At 61.6% G+C, this 18063-nt stretch carries 20 protein-coding genes; 5 read left to right on the top strand and 15 right to left on the bottom strand.

Translation table 11 applies throughout. From position 1 onward, the window contains the following. Positions 1-6 precede the first annotated feature (6 nt). The 11 genes from flgK to flgB all read right to left on the bottom strand — a co-directional run bounded on the left by flgK (position 7) and on the right by flgB (position 10179). On the bottom strand, positions 7-2055 hold the full coding sequence (gene flgK / locus JOE27_RS09150) for a flagellar hook-associated protein FlgK (RefSeq protein ID WP_119687561.1): 2049 nt from the start codon (positions 2053-2055) through the stop codon (positions 7-9). Positions 2056-2067: 12 nt separating this feature from the next. After that, positions 2068-3234 (bottom strand): flagellar assembly peptidoglycan hydrolase FlgJ, encoded by a 1167-nt coding sequence (flgJ, locus tag JOE27_RS09155; protein WP_119687562.1) that lies wholly within the window; start codon positions 3232-3234, stop codon positions 2068-2070. Positions 3235-3245: 11 nt separating this feature from the next. After that, complete coding sequence (locus JOE27_RS09160) at positions 3246-4355, bottom strand: flagellar basal body P-ring protein FlgI (protein ID WP_046785428.1); 1110 nt, start codon at positions 4353-4355, stop codon at positions 3246-3248. Positions 4356-4367: 12 nt separating this feature from the next. Next, complete coding sequence (flgH, locus tag JOE27_RS09165; protein ID WP_115274174.1) at positions 4368-5063, bottom strand: flagellar basal body L-ring protein FlgH; 696 nt, start codon at positions 5061-5063, stop codon at positions 4368-4370. Positions 5064-5097: 34 nt separating this feature from the next. Continuing rightward, positions 5098-5883: a flagellar basal-body rod protein FlgG gene (gene flgG / locus JOE27_RS09170; protein ID WP_012315556.1), complete on the bottom strand. Its 786-nt coding sequence runs from the start codon at positions 5881-5883 to the stop codon at positions 5098-5100. A 47-nt stretch (positions 5884-5930) separates the two neighbouring features. Next, positions 5931-6671 (bottom strand): flagellar basal-body rod protein FlgF, encoded by a 741-nt coding sequence (flgF, locus tag JOE27_RS09175; protein ID WP_119687563.1) that lies wholly within the window; start codon positions 6669-6671, stop codon positions 5931-5933. Positions 6672-6954: 283 nt separating this feature from the next. Continuing rightward, the gene (locus tag JOE27_RS09180; RefSeq protein ID WP_012315558.1) at positions 6955-7140 is read right to left on the bottom strand and encodes a hypothetical protein; all 186 of its coding nucleotides are present in this window, start codon (positions 7138-7140) and stop codon (positions 6955-6957) included. 73 nt (positions 7141-7213) lie between these two features. After that, complete coding sequence (flgE, locus tag JOE27_RS09185) at positions 7214-8569, bottom strand: flagellar hook protein FlgE (RefSeq protein WP_204918584.1); 1356 nt, start codon at positions 8567-8569, stop codon at positions 7214-7216. A 30-nt stretch (positions 8570-8599) separates the two neighbouring features. Beyond that, on the bottom strand, positions 8600-9307 hold the full coding sequence (flgD, locus tag JOE27_RS09190) for a flagellar hook assembly protein FlgD (protein WP_204918586.1): 708 nt from the start codon (positions 9305-9307) through the stop codon (positions 8600-8602). A 15-nt stretch (positions 9308-9322) separates the two neighbouring features. Further along, positions 9323-9766: a flagellar basal body rod protein FlgC gene (gene flgC / locus JOE27_RS09195; RefSeq protein ID WP_012315561.1), complete on the bottom strand. Its 444-nt coding sequence runs from the start codon at positions 9764-9766 to the stop codon at positions 9323-9325. A gap of 2 nt (positions 9767-9768) precedes the next feature. After that, on the bottom strand, positions 9769-10179 hold the full coding sequence (flgB, locus tag JOE27_RS09200; protein WP_012315562.1) for a flagellar basal body rod protein FlgB: 411 nt from the start codon (positions 10177-10179) through the stop codon (positions 9769-9771). Positions 10180-10281: 102 nt separating this feature from the next. Here flgB and JOE27_RS09205 point away from each other — a divergent pair, with 102 nt between their 5' ends. After that, positions 10282-10524: a hypothetical protein gene (locus JOE27_RS09205; protein WP_147405220.1), complete on the top strand. Its 243-nt coding sequence runs from the start codon at positions 10282-10284 to the stop codon at positions 10522-10524. Here JOE27_RS09205 and cheR read toward each other — a convergent pair. Further along, positions 10505-11332 carry a protein-glutamate O-methyltransferase CheR gene (cheR, locus tag JOE27_RS09210; RefSeq protein ID WP_012315563.1) on the bottom strand — a complete coding sequence of 276 codons (828 nt, stop codon included), beginning with the start codon at positions 11330-11332 and terminating at the stop codon, positions 10505-10507. The genes JOE27_RS09205 and cheR overlap by 20 nt on opposite strands. Positions 11333-11383: 51 nt before the next feature. Continuing rightward, positions 11384-12313 carry a chemotaxis protein CheV gene (locus tag JOE27_RS09215; RefSeq protein ID WP_012315564.1) on the bottom strand — a complete coding sequence of 310 codons (930 nt, stop codon included), beginning with the start codon at positions 12311-12313 and terminating at the stop codon, positions 11384-11386. Between the two features lie 78 nt (positions 12314-12391). On the opposite strand from JOE27_RS09215, the gene flgA reads away from it, so the two are divergent. From flgA to JOE27_RS09235, 4 genes are all read left to right on the top strand, one after another. Continuing rightward, positions 12392-13144, top strand: coding sequence for a flagellar basal body P-ring formation chaperone FlgA (gene flgA / locus JOE27_RS09220; protein ID WP_046785379.1), 753 nt, complete (start codon positions 12392-12394; stop codon positions 13142-13144). 150 nt (positions 13145-13294) lie between these two features. Further along, complete coding sequence (flgM, locus tag JOE27_RS09225) at positions 13295-13606, top strand: flagellar biosynthesis anti-sigma factor FlgM (protein WP_046785380.1); 312 nt, start codon at positions 13295-13297, stop codon at positions 13604-13606. Positions 13607-13655: 49 nt separating this feature from the next. Further along, positions 13656-14123, top strand: coding sequence for a flagellar protein FlgN (locus JOE27_RS09230; protein WP_119687565.1), 468 nt, complete (start codon positions 13656-13658; stop codon positions 14121-14123). Positions 14124-14203: 80 nt separating this feature from the next. Then, positions 14204-14947 carry a flagellar brake protein gene (locus JOE27_RS09235; RefSeq protein ID WP_115274168.1) on the top strand — a complete coding sequence of 248 codons (744 nt, stop codon included), beginning with the start codon at positions 14204-14206 and terminating at the stop codon, positions 14945-14947. 214 nt (positions 14948-15161) lie between these two features. Here JOE27_RS09235 and JOE27_RS09240 read toward each other — a convergent pair whose 3' ends face one another. After that, positions 15162-16493, bottom strand: coding sequence for an MFS transporter (locus JOE27_RS09240; protein WP_046785382.1), 1332 nt, complete (start codon positions 16491-16493; stop codon positions 15162-15164). Between the two features lie 130 nt (positions 16494-16623). Then, positions 16624-17865 (bottom strand): glutamine synthetase family protein, encoded by a 1242-nt coding sequence (locus tag JOE27_RS09245; protein ID WP_168216552.1) that lies wholly within the window; start codon positions 17863-17865, stop codon positions 16624-16626. Positions 17866-18063 lie beyond the last annotated feature (198 nt).

Raw genomic sequence — 18063 nt, forward strand, 5'->3', positions numbered from 1 at the left:
TACTCCTTAAAGCGCAGCGATCAGGGTGTTGAAGATGTCCTGCGCCGTCTTGATGATCTGCGACGAGGCCGTGTAGTACTGCTGGTACTTGATCAGGTTGCTGGCTTCTTCATCCAGCTGCACGCCGGACAACGAATCACGGGCACCGGCAGCCTGGGTAAGGATGACGCCGGTTGCCTGGGTGTCCATCTGGCCCTGCTTGGCCTGGGCACCCACACTTTCCACCAGTTTGCCGTAGGCATCGGTAATGCTGATGCCCTTGGTCGAACCGATGTCCATCGTCTGTTTGGTCTGCAGCTCCTGCAGGGACAGTGCATTGCGGTTGTCCGAGGAGCCTGCGCCGGTCAACGATACGGTAAAGCTGTCGCCATTCTTGGGCGAGCCGGCTACATCCATCTCGAAGCTGAATGACTTCTGGACGCCGCTGGCGTCATTGATCGGGTTGCCCGAGGCATCGATCATTGGCACATCGAGCTTCAGGGTATTGCTTTGCCCCGGAATGAAGGTGCCGGTGCCAATACTGTTGCCCTTGGCATCGAAGGCTTCGTAGGTTTGCGGTGAGGTGGTTTCGTCACCGAACACCAGGCGCACCGGGGTGGAATACTTTATGCCGGTTTGCAGCTCCAGACGCTGGGCAGGGTCGGCGATGTCCAGCACCGAGGTCAGGACCGGCTGGGTGATGACACCGGTACCGGTATTGCCGCTGCCGGATGTGGCGGTCAGCGGTGCGGCCAAGGCCAGCCGCTTGGCGTCGGTAAGCACCACATCGATTTCTGCCGAGGCATTGCGGGTCGGGGTGATCTTGAAGCTGTCCCCCACTGCAGCAGTACCGCTCTTGAGGTCGATGCTGAAACCGTCGATCACCGGTGCCGGGTCGTCGTTGGTGCTGTAGGTGCCCATGTCCGTGCCGTCAGGCAGCTTCTTGACCTGGAACTTGTCCGCGGTCGGGCCAACGAACGTCACCTGATAGTCACTGGTGCTCAGCTTGCCGGTATCGCGGATGACAACGTTCAGGGCGGCGTCGCCAGCATTGCCAATCTTGGCAGTGCTGCGCGCAGACATGGCTTTGTCGCTATTGATGTCGCCAAACAGAGCAGCGCCGAACTCACCGTTCTTGTCGATACCTTGGCCGAGCTGCGAGTTGATCTGCTGCGACACCACCAGCGCGATACGACCCAGCTCGTTCATGGCCGGCGCCAGGGTTTCACTCCGGTAGCGCAACAGCCCACCCATTTCACCACCGGTGATGCTGTTGGTGATGTCCATGGTGGTGCTGCCACGATCGAGCTTGATCGCAAACTGCGTAGGGTCGGTGGCGCTGGGTTCAGCGCTCATCTTGTTGGTGGTCTTGCCCAGTACCAGTGACTGGCCGTTCTTCAGGTAGACGTCGATATTGCCGTCACGCTCGACGGTTTGCACGCCCACCAACTCATTGAGCTGGCGCACGGCCTCGTTGCGCTGATCGAGCAGGTCGTTGGGCTGACCATTGACTGCCGAAACCTTGGAAATCTGCTCGTTGTACTGCGCGATACTGGAGGTCAGCTCGTTGATCCGGGCGGTCATCGAGCTCAAGTTGCCATTGATGTTGGTGTTCTGCTCCTTGAACTGGGCAGACAGGCTGTTGAAGCGATTGGCCAACGCATCGGCATTGCTTAACAACAGCTGGCGGGAAGCATCTTCGGTCGGTTTGTTGGCGGCGCTCTGCAAGGCAGAAAAGAAGTTGGTCAGCGCGCCAGTGATACCGGTGTTGCTGTCAGACAACAAGTTGTTGAGCGGCGTGACCTGATTCAGGTAGGCGGTGCTGTCACTGTTGAGCGAGGTGGCGGTCTGCAACTGTGCATCCAGGAAGGCGTTGTACACCCGGCGCACATCCGCCAGCGTGGTACCGGTGCCCATGAACAACTGGCCTTCCTGGAGCGAGCCTTTGGCACGCTGGATGTTCTGCTGACGGGAGTACCCGGCGACATCGGCGTTGGCGATGTTGTTGCCTGTGGTATGCAGACCCGACTGGGAGGCCGACAACCCCGACATGCCAATGTTGATCAAACTCGCCATGTTTCCATACCCTTAAAGTGGTGTTGTGGTACCGAGCGATGCATAGCTCTCGTACGACTTCATCTGTCTTGCGATCTGCGAGATCTTGCTGGCGTAATTCGGGTCGGTGGCGTACCCGGCCTTTTGCAACTCTTGCACGAACTGTTCTGGCTTATCGGCCGCCTTCACCGCTTCTTGATAGCGGGAATTGTTCTGCAGCAGGCTCACCAGGTCGTGGAAGCTGTCCTGGTAGGAATCGTACGAGCGGAACGCTGCCGTCTCCTTGACGAACTGGCCGTCACGGAACTCGCTGGTGATCGCCCGCGCCGAATCGCCTTCCCAATTGCCCGTGGCCTTGATGCCGAACAGGTTGTGGCTGCTGCTGCCATCGCTGTTGCGCATGACCGACTTGCCCCAACCGGTTTCCAGCGCGGCCTGGGCCACCAGGTAACGCGGGTCGACACCGATACGCTTGGCGGCCTGTTCGGCCATCGGCAGCATGGTGGCGACGAACGCGTCGCTGTCGGCGAACGCTTTTTTCGGCGCCAAAGGAGGCTGCGCCACGGCACGGCCGGTGATGCGCAGGCCGCGTTCGGGCACGGCAAAGCTCTGCGCGACCTGCTGCCCATCGCGGGCCGGCACGGCGGCGGTATTGGTGGCTGCCGCCGGAGTGTCCGCCGAGGGCACGATACCGGCCAGCAAACGGTCGGTCAGCTTGCCCGGCAACGCCAGGCGCCGTGAATTGAGCGCGGCAACGTCGTTGCGGCTGGCAGCCGACTGTGCGGCATGTACCGGCTCGGCCACCTTGTTGCCCCACAGCGCCGGCGCACTGCCCTCGATACGCGGGAACGGGCTGGTGTTGACCGGCGCGCTCTTGTTCTTCGACAGCTGGCGCACCAGCACGTCCTGCAGGCCGATACCGCCGCCCTCGCGGGACATGCTCACGGCCAGCTGCTGGTCGTACATGTCGCGGTACTGCTTGACCGTCGCGCTGTTCATCGGGTTGTCATCGGCCAGTACATCACTGGCCTTGCGCGAGGCCTTGAGCATTTCGCTGATGAACAGCGACTCGAACTCCTGGGCCACCTTGCGCACGTTGGCGTCGCTGTCGCGATCACCGTGCTTGAGCGAGCTCAGGCGATTGAGGTCGGTGTAGGCGCCGCTGTCGGCCGCGCTGGAAACCAGGCTTTTCGAGTTCATGCGTGGCGTCCTCAGATCACGATCAGGTCGGCCTGCAAGGCGCCGGCCTGTTTCAGGGCTTCGAGGATGGCCATCAGGTCGCTGGGCGCTGCGCCCACCTGGTTCACCGCACGGACGATTTCATCCAGCGTGGTGCCCGGGCCGAACTTGAACATCGGCTTGGCTTCCTGTTGCGCGTTGACCCGCGAGCGCGGCACCACGGCCGTCTCACCATTGGAGAACGGCCCCGGCTGGCTGACGATCGGGTCTTCGGTGATGGTCACGGTCAGGCTGCCGTGGGTCACCGCGGCCGGCGAGACCTTGACGTTCTGGCCGATCACGATGGTGCCGGTACGCGAATTGATGATGACCTTGGCAACAGCCTGGCCCGGGTCGATCTCCAGGTTTTCAAGGATCGACAGGTAGTCCACACGCTGAGTCGGGTCCATCGGCGCGCTGACGCGCACCGAGCCGCCATCCACGGCCTGGGCCACGCCTGGGCCCAGCAGTTCGTTGACCTTGTCGACGATACGCTTGGCGGTGGTGAAGTCGGGCCGGTTGAGGTTCAACGTCAGACTATTGCCCTGGTTGAAACCACTCGGTACTGCACGCTCCACCGAAGCGCCACCCGGGATACGGCCAGCTGACGGAACGTTGACGGTGATCTTCGAGCCATCGCGGCCTTCGGCATCGAAGCCGCCGACCACCAGGTTGCCCTGGGCGATCGCATAGACGTTGCCGTCGATACCCTTGAGCGGCGTCATCAGCAGGCTGCCGCCGCGCAGGCTCTTGGAGTTGCCGATCGAGGACACGGTAATGTCCACCACCTGGCCGGGCTTGGCGAATGGCGGCAGGTCGGCATGCACCGACACCGCAGCGACGTTTTTCAGCTGCACGTTGCCGGAGCCGGCGGGCACTTTGATGCCGAACTGCGACAGCATGTTGTTGAACGTCTGCAGGGTGAATGGCGTCTGGGTGGTCTGGTCACCCGTGCCGTTGAGCCCCACCACCAGGCCGTAACCGATCAACTGGTTGGAACGCACGCCCGAGATACTGGCGATGTCCTTCAGGCGCTCGGCATGGGCGCCGAACGCACAGGACAGAAGCAAGGTTGCGGCAATCAGTTGCCTGACGTTGAACATGTTCATCCGTACTCAGAAGGGCCAAAGCGGGCTGAGGAAGAAACGGTCCAGCCAACCAGGCTGGCTGGCGTCGGCGAAGGAACCGGTACCCGAATAGGTGATGCGCGCATCGGCCACACGGGTGGACGGCACTGTGTTGTCGGTGGCGATGTCGTCGGCGCGGATCAGGCCGGCGATGCGCACCAGCTCTTCGCCGGTGTTCAGGGTCATCCACTTCTCACCACGCACGGCGATGATGCCGTTGGGCAGCACTTCAGCGACGGTGACAGTGACCGAACCCGTCAGCGTATTGCCTTGGGTAGCCTTGCTGTCGCCCTTGGTGGCGCGCTCACCGCTGTAGCCCGCTTCCAGCGACAGATCGCCGCTGCCGAACGGGTTGTTGGTGCTCGGCGTGGCACCGAACAGCGAGGTCAGGCCGATGTTGGCGCTGCTGTCCTTCTGGATCTGCGAACCGGCATTCTTGCTGGCCGAGGTGCGTTCGTTGAGCGTGATGGTGATGATGTCACCGACGCGGAACGCCTTGCGGTCGCTGTACAGGTTCTGCTCGAAACCGGCCTGGTAGATCGAACCGTTGTTGGCCGCTGCCGGCAACGGGGTGCGCGGCAAAACCGGCGCGTAGTACGGGTCGTTGGGCTTGGCCGTCGGCGCGACGCAACCAGCCAGCAACACCGCCCCCCCCAGGGCGAACAGGGACAACAGACGATTCATGACGCTTACCTCACGGTGTAACAGGGACTTGGGCTTACAACTGCTGGGTGACAAACGACAGCATCTGGTCGGCGGTGGAGATGACCTTGGAGTTCATCTCGTAGGCGCGCTGAGTGGTGATCATGTTCACCAGCTCTTCCACGGTGCTGACGTTGGAGTTTTCCAGGGTCTGCTGCAGGGTGGTGCCGAAGCCGTTCAGGCCTGGGGTACCGACCTGTGGGGCACCACTGGCAGCGGTTTCCAGGAACAGGTTGTCGCCGATCGCCTGCAGGCCGGCCGGGTTGATGAAGTCGGCGGTCTGGATGTTGCCGATCACCTGCGCTGCCGGGTTGCCCGCAGTGGTGATCGACACGGTGCCGTCCTGGCCGACGGTGAAGGTCTGGGCGTCGTTCGGCACGACCACCGCAGGCTCCAGCGCAAAACCATTGGCGGTGACGATCTGGCCGTCGGAGTTCAGGTGGAAGGTACCGTCACGGGTATACGAAACCGTTCCGTCCGGCTGCAGCACCTGGAAGAAACCACGGCCGTTGACCGCCATGTCCAGCGGGTTTTCGGTGGTCTGCAGGCTGCCGGTCTGGAAGTTTTTCTGAGTGCCGACGATGCGCACACCGGTACCGACCTGCAGGCCCGACGGCAGTTCGCTGTCCTGGGTGGACTGCGCGCCTGGCTGGCGTTTGATCTGGTACAGCAGGTCCTGGAACTCGGCGCGGTCACGCTTGAAGCCGGTGGTCGACACGTTGGCCAGGTTGTTGGAAATGACCGTCAGGTTGGTGTCCTGGGCGGACAGGCCGGTTTTAGCGACCCAAAGAGCCGGAAGCATCAGTATTCTCCTCGTGCGCCTGTTTTACGGCACCCGTTCAAGTGTGGTTAGCCGAGTTGCAAAACACGCGCCATGGCTTCGTCGCCTTCCTTGGCCGCGTTCATCATTTTCACGTGCAGTTCGAATTGGCGAGAAAGCGCCAGCACCGACGTCATCTCTTCGACGGCATTGACGTTGCTGCCCTCCAGGAAGCCCGATACGACCTTGACGTTGACGTCGGCAGCAGCCGGCTGGCCGCTGGCGGTGTGGATCAGCCCGTCCAGGCCCTTGGTCAGGCCTTTGGTGTCCGGGTTGACCAGCTTGATCCGGTCGACTTCAGCCATCACCCGCGGGTCTTCACCCATGGAGCGGATGCTGATGGTGCCGTCAGCGCCGACTTCGACCTTCTGCTCTGGCGGAATGGCGATCGGGCCGCCGTTGCCGATCACCGGCATGCCATTGCCGGCGCGCAGCACGCCGAGGGCATCGATGTTCAGGCTACCGGTACGCACGTAGGCTTCGCTGCCATCGGGGGCCTGCACGGCAATGAAGCCCTGCCCCGCCACCGCCACGTCCAGGTCACGCCCGGTCTCGACCATGGGCCCTTCACTGAAGTCGGTGGCAGGACGCTCGGTCATGGCATACGCCCGCGACGGAAAGCTGTCACCAAACACCGGCATCGAGCGCGCCTGCTCCAGGTCACGCTGGAAACCATTGGTGGAAATGTTCGCCAGGTTGTTGGCATGGGCCTTCTGCGCCAGCGCGTTCTGGCTGGCACCGGTCATGGCCACATAAAGCATCTTGTCCACAGTCATCCTCCGCTGCACTGGCGATTGCTTGCCGCTCGCCGTTGCTGTGCAGGCACTCAAGCAAGTTCCGAACCAACTTTTTGAAATCGTGGAATAGCCCGTAAATACAGGCTTTGAGGGGAGCTGCCGACCATGAGAACGCCGGTTATCCGGCGCCGGGTTGCCGGTAGCGGCAAAGCAGGTGCTTGCACCGGCCTCATCGCCGGCAAGCCGGCTCCCGCGATATCCGCAGCTCAGAACCCTGTGGGAGCCGGATTGCCGGCGATGAGGCCGGTGCAGGCAATCACCGATCGCGGCAACCGCCATTGTTGTAAGGCCCGGCAAAACGCTTCCAGCCATCCCCCGGCGACCATTGAGAGCACACCAAGCGCCCATCCACCTGGCTTTCCCAGCGCCACCAGGGCGCAGTACCGGCCTGCGCCTGATACAGGCAGAAGGCAGCGAGCAACGCGACAAGCAACCTTTTCATGAAACACTCCTGCAAAAACGACAAACCCCTTCACGACAAAGGGGTTCGCCTTCACACCATTAACCCGCGACCATCAAGTCATCTGAATGATGGTCTGCATGATGGTGCTTTCGGTGGAGATGGTCTTGGCGTTCGCCTGGTAATTGCTCTGCGCCTTGATCAGCTCGACCAGCTCCTGGGTCAGGTTGACGTTCGAAGCCTCCAGCGCATTGGACTCGACGCTACCCAGCGTACCGGTCTTGGGCTCATCGATGCCGGGAATGCCGGAAGAGAAGGTTTCGGTCCAGCGGGTGCCACCGATCTGCTGCAGCCCCTGCTCGTTGGCGAAACTGGCCAGTGCCACCTGGCCAATGGCGCGCGACTGCTGGTTGCTGAAGCTGGCGAACAGCACACCAGTGGAGTCGATGCTCAGGCTCGAGAGGATACCGGTGGCGTAGCCATCCTGGGACTGCGACATGCGCGCGGTCTCGGTGTTGTAGGACGTGGTGCTGTTCATCGACAGTTTCATGCCGTCGGCGTTGCCGGCAGCGCCATTGGACGCCCAGTTGCCCGCCGCATCTTCCACCGCCGGCACCCAACCAGTCATGGTGAAGGTGTTGTTGGTCACGGTGAACGATGCACCCGCCGGGTGCCCTGTGTTATCGGCAGTCATGCTGCTGACAGAACCATCGCTGCTGAAACTGATGGTGCCGGTCAGCGGCGTGGTGGAAGCAGGATCGAACGGGTTACGACCGTCGACCAACGTGTACATGGTCCATTCGTTCGTACCGGTTTTGCGGTAGAACTGCTCCATGGTGTGCTCGTTACCCTGGCTGTCGTACACCTTGGTCGGGAACGACTTGGAATAGGTCGTCTCGTCGGCAGGATCGAACGGCAGGTTCGGCACCATGGCGCCCGTGCCATCATCGATTTCCAACGGAATGTCGGTGGCCGACGAATTCAGGTTGATGCCTTGGTCGATCAACGTGGTGGCCTTGGGCTGCAGTGCCGAGGTGTCGATCTGCAGGTCAGACAGCACACCCTTCTGGATCTTGCCATTGGCATCGGCAGCGTAGCCTTGCAGGCGCAGGCCATCAGAGGTGACCACGAAGTTGTTCTTGTCGGCCTGGAAAGCACCGGCACGGGTGTAGACGCGCGAGCCGTTGTCGGAGAGGACGAAAAAGCCCTGACCCTGGATACCCATGTCCAGCACGTTACCCGTGTTATTGACGTCACCCTGGGAGAACTGCTGCGAGATCGCCGCCAGACGCACGCCGTTGCCGACCTGGTTCTTGCCCACACCCAGGCGATTGGCGCCGGCATAGACGTCGGCGAACTCGGCACGCGAGGATTTGAAGCCAGTGGTGTTGACGTTGGCGATGTTGTTGCCGGTAACGTCCAGCTGCTTGTTGGCTGCGTACAGACCGCTAAGGCCGATATTGAAAGACATGAATTCGCTCCTGTGCCGCGCTAGCGGGCCTTAGATACCGATGGTTTGTACGTCAGAGAGGGAGACCTTGCCGACGCCCGCAAGGTTGAGCACCATTTCGCCGGTGGCATTGAAGCTGACGCTGGTCACCTTGGCCGGCAGCAGCGTGCTCATCTGCACCGACTGGCCATCCACGGTGGTGCTGGCGGTGAAGGTGTAGGTACCCGGGTCGACCTTCTCGCCACTGTTGTTGGTGCCGTCCCAGATGAAGTCGGCATAACCGGCTGCCTGCTCACCCAACTCGATGGTCTTGACGGTGTTGCCGTCCTTGTCCTTGATGGTGATCTTCGCTTCACTGATTGCCTGCGGCACGACGAACTGCGCATTGAAGCTCTGGGTGGTATCGACCACCGCCTTGTCGTTCTGCACCACCACCGAACGGCCGACCAGCGACGAGGCCTGCAGGGCCTGGGACGAAGCCATGGCATTGGTGATGCTGCTGACCGACTCGTTCAGGGACGTGATGCCTTCCAGGCTGCTGAACTGCGCCAACTGGGCCACGAACTCGCCGTTTTCCTGCGGGTCCAGCGGATTCTGGTGCTGCATCTGGGTAACCAGCAACTGCAGGAACGCGTCCTTGCCAAGCGCGTCGGTACCGGTCTTGGACGCGGTATCGGTGGCTTTCTTGGCGGTACCACCGACGCCCGACGCTGTCAGGACATCATTTAGGTTCACACCGCTACTGCTATCGACTGCCATGGTCTGGATTCCTTATCACTGACCCAGGGTCAGTACTTTCTGCATCATGTTCTTGGCGGTGTTCATCAGCTCGGCGTTGGTCTGGAACGCGCGGCTGGCGGAGATCATGTCAGCCATCTCCTCGACCACATTGACGTTCGGGTAGTAGACGTATCCGTCCTTGTTCGCCGCCGGATGGTTGGGTTCGTAGCGTGCTTCGAGGTTGCTCTGGTCTTCGATGATGCCCTTGACCTGCACACCCTGCCCTGCCTCGCCCTGATCTTCGAACAGCGACTGGCTGCCGCCGGCTTGCGCATTCTGGAAGGTGGTGGCAAACACCGGGTGCCGCGCGCGGTAGGTCTGGTCGATGCTCGACGAAACGGTCTCGGCGTTGGCGATGTTGGAAGCAACGGTGTTGAGGCGGGTGTTCTGCGCACTCATGCCGCTACCGGCAATGTTGAAGACACTGGACAGGGACATGGTCATTCTCCTCGCAGGGCCGATACCAGCCCTTTGAATTTACTGTTGAGCAAGGTGAAGCTGGCCTGGAAGCCAATGGCGTTTTCCGTGTAGTTCGATTGCTCGATCTGGGCGTCCACGGTGTTCTGGTCGATCGACGGCTGCGTCGGCGTGCGGTACTGCAGCGTGTCGTCGGCCATTGCCAGGCCTTCGGCCTCGATGTGGCGGCTGTTGGTACGGTCCATGGCAAAGCGGCCACCGCTCTGCTGCTTCTGGCTTTCGGCGGCGAGCACCGAAGAGAAGTCCATGTCACGCGCCTTGTAATTGGGCGTGTCAGCGTTGGCGATGTTGTTGGCCAGCACTTCGGCGCGCTGGGCGCGGAAGCCCAGGGCCTTTTCATGGATGCCAAGCGCCTTGTCGAAACTGATGCTCATGTCGGGGAAACCTTCGAAGGTTGACCGGAATATCGTTGGCCAAGCTATAGCAAGGGCTGTGCCAATGTTTTGAAAGGCCGGAAACATTGGGCTGGAGCAGGGATGGCTGATGGCGCGATGCCAGAAAAGCGGCAAAAGGCTTCCGCCTGGAGAAGGGAAAGCGGCAATTGCCGGGCGGCAAAAGCGGCAAAACAAAAAATTGACGTCAAGCGGCGTGAGTGGCGACGGGGTGCAAAAGGCCTGCTTTTAGAGTGCGGGTTTCTTGAGATCGAACGCCGCGCTGGCGGCGCTCGATGTCAGGCTTCCCAAAACAGCCCGCAGCCCATCACTTGGCCTGGTAAATGATTCCCGGGCTGCACTGCACCATCTGGTAATGGTCCGGCAAACCATTGAGCGCCTCGGAGGCCCCCAGGAAAAGATACCCACCCGGCTTCAGGGTGCTGTGAATACGCAGCAAGATGTCTTTCTTCACCTGTGCCGAGAAATAGATCAACACATTCCGGCAAAACACGATGTCGAACTTGCCCAGCGCGGCATAGCTGTCGAGCAGGTTGAACGAGCGGAACTCAACCCGGCTGCGAATGGCCGGTTTCACCGCCCAGCGCCCTGGCCCCTTGGTGTCGAAGTAGCGCTGCAAGCGCTCCTGGGACAGGCCACGGGCGATCGCCAGGCTGTCGTACTCGCCGGTCTTGCAGTTGTTCAGCATCGAACCGGACAGGTCGGTGGCAACGATCTGCGCACCCATCTTCAACTGGCCCAGGTTGCTGCGCTCGAACTCATCGATGGCCATCGAAATGGAGTACGGCTCCTGGCCCGACGAGCAGGCCGCCGACCACATGCGCAGGCGCTGGCCGGGGTTGTTCTTGATGAACTCGGGAATGACCTTGTTCTTCAGCACTTCGAATGGGTAGGTATCGCGAAACCACAAGGTTTCGTTGGTGGTCATCGCATCCACCACCTGCTCGCGCAAGCCGCCACGTGGCTGGGCCTGGATGCGCTGCACCAGCTCACCCAGGCTCTTGATGCCCTGCTGCTCCATCAGCTTGTTCAGACGGCTGGAGACCAGGTACTGCTTGTTCTCACCCAGCAGGATGCCACAGGCTTTCTCCAGGAATACCCGGAACTGTTCGAAATCCAAATTACCCGTAGACACTACTGCGGCCTCTTTTCAATCACAGGTACCGGGAGTCGCCTCCCGGCTACTTCAATGCGTTGCCTTGATCCGGTCGACCACGCGCTGGGCCAGGTCGTCCGGCTTGAACTTGGCCAGGAAGTCATCGGCACCGACCTTCTTGACCATCGCCTGGTTGAACACCCCGGACAACGAAGTATGCAGGCAGATATGCAGTTTTTGCATGCGCGGGTCACTGCGGATCTCGGCCGTCAGCGTATAGCCGTCCATCTCTGGCATCTCGATGTCCGAAATCATCATCAGGAACTCTTCTTCCGGCCGCTTGCCCTCGTCCACCAGCTTGCGCAGGTAGTCCAGGGCCTGGCGCCCATCATTGAGCGCCACCACCTCGACACCGACCGTCTGCAGGCAGCGGCTGACCTGCTTGCGCGCCACCGACGAATCATCGACGGTCAGCACACGCAGCAGTACGGCCTTGTCCTGCGTGTCGGCATCGACCACACCGGCTGACACCGACTCGGACGACGGCGCCACCTCGGCCAGCACCTTTTCCACGTCGATGATTTCAACCATGCGGTTGTCCACCCGGGTGACCGCAGTCAGGTAGTGGTCGCGGCCAGTGCCCTTGGGTGGCGGGTGGATCTCTTCCCAGTTCATGTTGACGATGCGCTCCACCGAGTGCACCAGAAAACCCTGGGTCTTGGTGTTGTACTCGGTGATGATCACGAAGCTGTTGCGAGTCTCTTCCTTCAGCCCGGGCAAACCGGTGGCCATCGACAGGTCGAGAATCGGGATGGTCGCCCCACGAATGTTGGCCACACCACGCACCACCGGGTGGGACTTGGGCAGCACGGTCAGCTCAGGGCATTGCAGCACCTCGCGGACCTTGAACACGTTGATGCCGTAAAGCTGCGCGCCGTTGAGGCGGAACAGCAGCAATTCCAGGCGATTCTGCCCAACCAGCTGTGTGCGCTGGTTGACTGAATCCATTACCCCCGCCATGCCTGACTCCTTTTTCTTTCTGCCATTTCGTAGCCACTCCTACAGCGAGTCGGCACGGGCTTTGCTTTTTTGAGCGTCATGTACACGAAAACGACAATTTTCCGACGACTGACGCACCTGCTGAGCGGCTCGCTGGCTGCGCTGTGCCTGCTGGCACCCGGCGCTCGCACGCTGGCGGACGCGGTTACCTTGCCTGAACAGCTTATCGGTGTCACCCAAGGGTTTCTTGAATTCACCGTAGAGGATTACCTGGCCACGACCCAGACAGCAGGCCGCTACGAAATACAGGTCAACTCGCTCGACCCGCGCCTGCGCATGCCCCTGTGCAGCCAGCAACTGGACGCCTCGCTGGAAAGCCCGGCGCAGCCACTGGGGCGTGTAACGATACGTGTAGCCTGCAACGGCGCCGCGCCGTGGACCGTCTTCGTACCGGCAACAGTGCGGCTGTTCCGCGATGTGGTGGTGGTTACCCGCCCGCTGAAGCGCCAGAATATCGTTGGCGAAGGTGACGTGGCCCTGCGCGAACGTGACGTTGGCACCCTCACCCAAGGCTTTCTCACCGACCTCGACCAGGCGGTCGGCATGAAGATGCTGCGCCCGACGGTGATCGACCAGGTGCTGACCCCGCAGCACCTGGAGCAGGCCGAAGTGATACGCAAGGGCGATCATGTGGTGATCATCGCCCGCAGCGGCAGCCTCGCCGTACGTATGCCCGGCGAGGCCCTCAGCAAGGGCGGCCAGGGCGAACAGATCCGGGTGCGCAACCTGAATTCGCAGCGGGTAGTGAAGGCCCGGGTCACGGCCCCCGGCCAAGTGGAGGTCGCCATGTAGATTGGGCTGGCGGTGTGCAACCGCTTTTCCTAAACTGTGTCAGAACGGGTTCGCGGGCTTGCCGACAGGCGGCTAAGCATTTGTGCCTAAAGTTTCTTTCGGGATGGCCGAAAACATGGCAAGCGTCCAAATACCCAGGGGTTTCTGATCATGGTCATCGACTTCAGTCGTTTGAATAACTCTCCGTCCATCACGGGCGGCGTTCGCGGCAATGCCGCGCCCGGCAACGCCGACAAGTCCGGCGAAACCACCGCGCCGAAAAGCGCAAGCGCCAGCGGAGAAGCGGTACACCTCAGCCAAGAGGCCCAGCAGTTGCAAAAGGTCAGCGACAAGCTGCGCGACCAGCCCGTTGTCGACAATGCCCGCGTGGCACAGTTGAAACAGGCGATCGCAGATGGCAGCTACCAGGTCGATGCCGGCCGGGTCGCCAGCAAACTGCTCGATTTCGAAGCCCAGCGCTGACCGTTCGGCGCGCTGACTTCACGGACGCTTGAAAAGCCAAGAGTTAGCCATGCACGACATCACATTGCTGCAACTGATCGAAGACGACATCGCCCCTACCCAGGAGCTGCTCGACCTGCTTGAGCAGGAGGCAGTCGCCCTGCACGGGCGCGATATGGCGCCGCTGGAGGGCATCCTGGCCCGCAAGCAATCGCTGATCGTTCTGCTCGAGCAGCAAGGCATCCGCCGCCATAACCTGCTCACCAGCCTCGGCCTCAGCGCCGACCGCGCCGGGGTGCAGGCCGTCGCTGCGCAGTCGCCGAACGGTGAAGTCATCATGCAACAACTCAACGTGCTGACCGAATTGATGGAAACCTGTCAGAAGGTCAACGAGACCAATGGCAGGATCGTTCAGGTACAACAGCACGTCACAGCCAACCAGATCAGAATCCTCATGGGCGGCGACTCTCCGTCGCTCTACGACAGCCGTGGCGCCACCTCGCCATTGGCCAAGCCCCGGGCGCTCAGCCAAGTGTGATTAGTTCTATCAAGGCACGGAACATACTGGCAAAATGCCGTTACTTGCGTGTGTCGTTTTTGCCTGGAGATTGATAACCCGTGTTCAATGAGACCGATGCTCCGCAGCCGCCAAAGGTGCTGAACACTCCTTTGGAGATTGCGGCCAACCTGCGCCAGTTGATGGAGAGCCATGATCCTTTGATCATCACCTTCCATGAGCGCAGCCAGCGCTTTCAGAGCTACGTGGTTCATGTGGACCGTGACAGCAATACCTTGGCGCTGGACGAGATGATCCCGCGCGATGGCGAAAAATTCATCGAGAACGGCGAGCCGTTCCGCGTCGAAGGTTTCCACGACGGCGTACGCATTGCGTGGGAGTGCAACCACGAACTGAGGATCACCGAGGTCGATGGCCACCGTTCATACCGCGGCGCCCTGCCGGACGAGATGACCTACCACCAGCGCCGCAATGCATTCCGCGCCGCACTGAAGCTGTCGCAGCTGGTCGATGTGATTCTCGACGGCACCCACCTCAAGGGCAATGGCGCCTTGCGCGGCAAGCTGCTGGACATCTCCGCCACGGGCTGCAAACTGCGCTTTGAAGGCAATGTCGAGGAGCGCCTGCAACTGGGCCAGGTTTACGAGCGCTTCAAGGCCAGCAGCCCGCTGGGGCTGGTGGACACCATGGTCGAGCTGCGCCACCTGCATTACGAAGAGCGGATCAACACCACCTTTGCCGGCGTGCGTTTCCATAACCTCAATGGCCAGGCGCAGCGCAAGATAGAGAGCTTCGTGTACCAGTTGCAGCGCGAAGCGCGGCGGTTCGATAAAGACGATTATTGATCGCCTGCCGAACGCGCAAACGCCACCTCAAGACTAGTGCCAGTCTTTCAAGCGATTTAGCGCCGCTTTGCGGCCCATCGCCGGCAAGCCGGCTCCCACAGGGTCTGCGCAGCTCTTGAAGTCTGCGCTGTACCTTAAGGAGCCGGCTTGCCGGCGATGGGCTGCGCAGCAGCCCTAATAAAGCTAATTTTTTTGTGCCTACCCCGGCCCCGCCTCAAACCGGCTTGCTAACCTCGCCCGGGTCAGCCGGTTCGGCCTTCTCTTCCGCCTCGGTATCTTCAGCCGCCACCGGCGCCTGCATCACCTCCTGCACGGTCTGTTCATCCACCCGCGGGTCGAGCGCCGCCGACAATGGCGAACCCGCCGCCGGCATGGCCACGTGCCCCAGCGGCGCATCCTGTACCTGGTGCAGCCCGGTGACCGCCTTCGGGCGAATCCGCCACACCAGCACCAGCGCGAAGAACACGAAGAAGGCATACAGCATCTGCGCGCCCAGCACCTTCATCAGCACCCCCGCCGCCAGCGGTCCGATGCACGCCCCCACGCCGTAGGTGACCAGCAGCATGGCGGTCAGCGAGACACGCCGCTCGCTTTCCACGTGGTCATTGGAAAATGCGACAGCCAGGGGATAAAGGCAGAACTGCAGCAGCGAAATCAGAAAGCCGATGCCGAACAGCAACTCCAACGGCACATTGGGCAAGATCGCCAGCGGCGCCGCCGCCAGCGCCAGGCCCACGGCCACGCTGCGGATCAGCACGGCCCGGTCATAACGGTCGGACAACCAGCCCAACGGCCACTGCACCAGCAGCCCGGCAAAGATGCAGCTACCCATGAACAAGCCGATCTGTTCGGTAGAAAGCCCCTGGCTGGACGCATACAGCGGCGCCAGGCCGTAGAAGGAGCCGACGATCAAACCCGAACCGAGCACGGTGCTCAGCGACTGCGGCACGCGCTTGATGAAGAATTTAGGCTCCATCGGTGCCGGGCGCAGCGGCGCCGGGTGAATGCGCCGGGTCATCGCCACCGGCACCAGGCACAGGGCGAAGCACATCGCGACCAGCATCAACAGCTCAGGGCCAAGCTCGGGGTGCACCACCAGAATCAGCTGACCGAGCACCAGCCCCAGGTAGGAGGCAATCATGTAGCCGCCGAATACCGCGCCGCGGTGCTTGGCGTCGGCCTGCTCGTTGAGCCAGCTTTCGATGACCATGTACTGGCACATCATGCCCAGGCCAACGAGCATCCGCAGCCCGACCCAGGCCGGTAGCCAGTTGGTCATGCCATGGCCCAGCACTGCCGCGCAGACGATGCCGGCGCAGGTGGTATAGGCCCGGATGTGCCCTACCCGGCCGATCAGTCGGTGGCCAACCTTGCCACCAACAGCCAGGCCGAAATAGTTGGCCGCCATCAAGGCACCGACCCATAGGCTGTCGACATGATCGGCCGCCAGGCGCAGTGCCAGGTAAGTACTGAGCAGACCCGAGCCGATAAGCATCATCAAGGCAGCGAAATACAACGACTGAAACGGCTTCCAGATGTTTCGCATACGTCCCGTCGGGCTCCCTGGTCAGGTGGCGTTGGCTTGCTGGCAAGCATAAAAGCAAATCAGCCACGGCGCAGTCCCCTGCCTGCGAAATAGCAGAACAGGGGCGCGCGCAGTAGCGTTCGTGTCGCGCTCAGGCTTGTGCCGCCAACACTCGCCGCTCCCACGGCGTGATCTCGTTGTAGAAATCAGTCAACTCGAGCGTCTTGGTGGCAGCGTAACCTTCGATGAACTCAGCCCCGAACAGTTCCCGGGCCAAGGCGCTGCGCTTGAGGCGCTCCAGCGCCGCGTGCAGGGTGCATGGCAGGCTCAGGTGCTCAGGCACCTCGAACTCACCCTGGATGGCCGGTGCAGGCTCCAGGCGCTGCTCGATGCCGTGCAGGCCGGCTGCCAGGCTGGCGGCAATGGCCAGGTAGGGGTTTGCATCTGCACCCGGCAGGCGGTTCTCCACCCGCCGCGCTACGGGGGCGCTGGCCGGAATACGCAGCCCCGCAGCGCGGTTGTCCTCCGACCAACAGGCATTGTTCGGCGACGCATAGGGATGGCACAGCCGCTGGTACGAGTTGACATTGGGCGCGAACAGCGCGGTGAAATCGGCCATGCACGCCTGCAGGCCACCTATGAAATGATGGAAGGTCTGGCTCGGCCGCCCCTGGTCATCGCTGAACACGTTTCGCCCCGTGGCGATCTCCACCAGGCTCTGATGAATATGCATCGAGCTGCCCGGCGTATGCGCCAGGGGCTTGGCCATGCACACCACTGTCAGGCCATGCTTGAGCGCGACTTCCTTGAGCAGGTGCTTGAACAGGAAGGTCTGGTCGGCCAGCAACAAGGGGTCACCGTGCAGCAGGTTGATTTCGAACTGGCTGACGCCCATTTCATGCATGAAGGTGTCGCGCGGCAGGCCCAGCGCCGCCATGCACTGATAAACCTCCTGAAAGAACGGCCGCAGGCCGTTGTTGGAACTGACACTGAATGCCGAGTGGCCGAGCTCGCGGCGGCCATCCTTGCCCAACGGCGGCAAAAATGGCTGTACAGGGTCACTGTTGGGCGCAAAGACGAAGAACTCCAGCTCGGTTGCAACGACCGGCGCCAGGCCCAAAGCGGCGTAGCGGGCGATCACCGCTTTGAGCAGCCCGCGGGTGGACAGCCCTGACGGCCGGCCATCGAGCTCATTGGCATCGCAGATCGCCAGCGCCAGGCCCTCCTCGCTCCAGGGCAAGCGGTGGATCTGCGCAGGCTCCGCCACCAGGGCCAGATCGCCATCGTCGCTGCCGTAGTATTTCGCTGGCGGGTAGCCCCCCATGATGCATTGCAACAAGACGCCACGTGCCATTTGCAGGCGCCTGCCTTCGAGGAAGCCTTCGGCAGTCATGACCTTGCCACGAGGGACACCGTTAAGGTCGGGAGTGACACATTCGATCTGGTCGATGCCCTGGAGGTGCTCGGCGAGCGAGCGCGGGGCTGCGGTGGTCATGACGCTTGTCCTTGTTGTTATGGGCTGGCAACAACATAGGCTGGGGGTGTTTAAAATATCAAGCACCTGCATCCGCAACGATGCAGTTCTTGCCCC

Source organism: Pseudomonas sp. M5, assembly GCF_016907075.1.
GTDB lineage: Bacteria > Pseudomonadota > Gammaproteobacteria > Pseudomonadales > Pseudomonadaceae > Aquipseudomonas > Aquipseudomonas putida_E.

What these genes read in the sequence shown, in the direction of transcription:
- flgK (WP_119687561.1), bottom strand. Translation starts at nt 2,055, where the DNA reads ATGGCGAGTTTGATCAACATTGGCATGTCGGGGTTGTCGGCCTCCCAG.
- flgJ (WP_119687562.1), bottom strand. Translation starts at nt 3,234, where the DNA reads ATGAACTCGAAAAGCCTGGTTTCCAGCGCGGCCGACAGCGGCGCCTAC.
- JOE27_RS09160 (WP_046785428.1), bottom strand. Translation starts at nt 4,355, where the DNA reads ATGTTCAACGTCAGGCAACTGATTGCCGCAACCTTGCTTCTGTCCTGT.
- flgH (WP_115274174.1), bottom strand. Translation starts at nt 5,063, where the DNA reads ATGAATCGTCTGTTGTCCCTGTTCGCCCTGGGGGGGGCGGTGTTGCTG.
- flgG (WP_012315556.1), bottom strand. Translation starts at nt 5,883, where the DNA reads ATGCTTCCGGCTCTTTGGGTCGCTAAAACCGGCCTGTCCGCCCAGGAC.
- JOE27_RS09180 (WP_012315558.1), bottom strand. Translation starts at nt 7,140, where the DNA reads ATGAAAAGGTTGCTTGTCGCGTTGCTCGCTGCCTTCTGCCTGTATCAG.
- flgE (WP_204918584.1), bottom strand. Translation starts at nt 8,569, where the DNA reads ATGTCTTTCAATATCGGCCTTAGCGGTCTGTACGCAGCCAACAAGCAG.
- flgD (WP_204918586.1), bottom strand. Translation starts at nt 9,307, where the DNA reads ATGGCAGTCGATAGCAGTAGCGGTGTGAACCTAAATGATGTCCTGACA.
- flgC (WP_012315561.1), bottom strand. Translation starts at nt 9,766, where the DNA reads ATGTCCCTGTCCAGTGTCTTCAACATTGCCGGTAGCGGCATGAGTGCG.
- flgB (WP_012315562.1), bottom strand. Translation starts at nt 10,179, where the DNA reads ATGAGCATCAGTTTCGACAAGGCGCTTGGCATCCATGAAAAGGCCCTG.
- JOE27_RS09205 (WP_147405220.1), top strand. Translation starts at nt 10,282, where the DNA reads ATGGCTGATGGCGCGATGCCAGAAAAGCGGCAAAAGGCTTCCGCCTGG.
- JOE27_RS09215 (WP_012315564.1), bottom strand. Translation starts at nt 12,313, where the DNA reads ATGGCGGGGGTAATGGATTCAGTCAACCAGCGCACACAGCTGGTTGGG.
- flgA (WP_046785379.1), top strand. Translation starts at nt 12,392, where the DNA reads ATGTACACGAAAACGACAATTTTCCGACGACTGACGCACCTGCTGAGC.
- flgM (WP_046785380.1), top strand. Translation starts at nt 13,295, where the DNA reads ATGGTCATCGACTTCAGTCGTTTGAATAACTCTCCGTCCATCACGGGC.
- JOE27_RS09230 (WP_119687565.1), top strand. Translation starts at nt 13,656, where the DNA reads ATGCACGACATCACATTGCTGCAACTGATCGAAGACGACATCGCCCCT.
- JOE27_RS09240 (WP_046785382.1), bottom strand. Translation starts at nt 16,493, where the DNA reads ATGCGAAACATCTGGAAGCCGTTTCAGTCGTTGTATTTCGCTGCCTTG.
- JOE27_RS09245 (WP_168216552.1), bottom strand. Translation starts at nt 17,865, where the DNA reads ATGACTGCCGAAGGCTTCCTCGAAGGCAGGCGCCTGCAAATGGCACGT.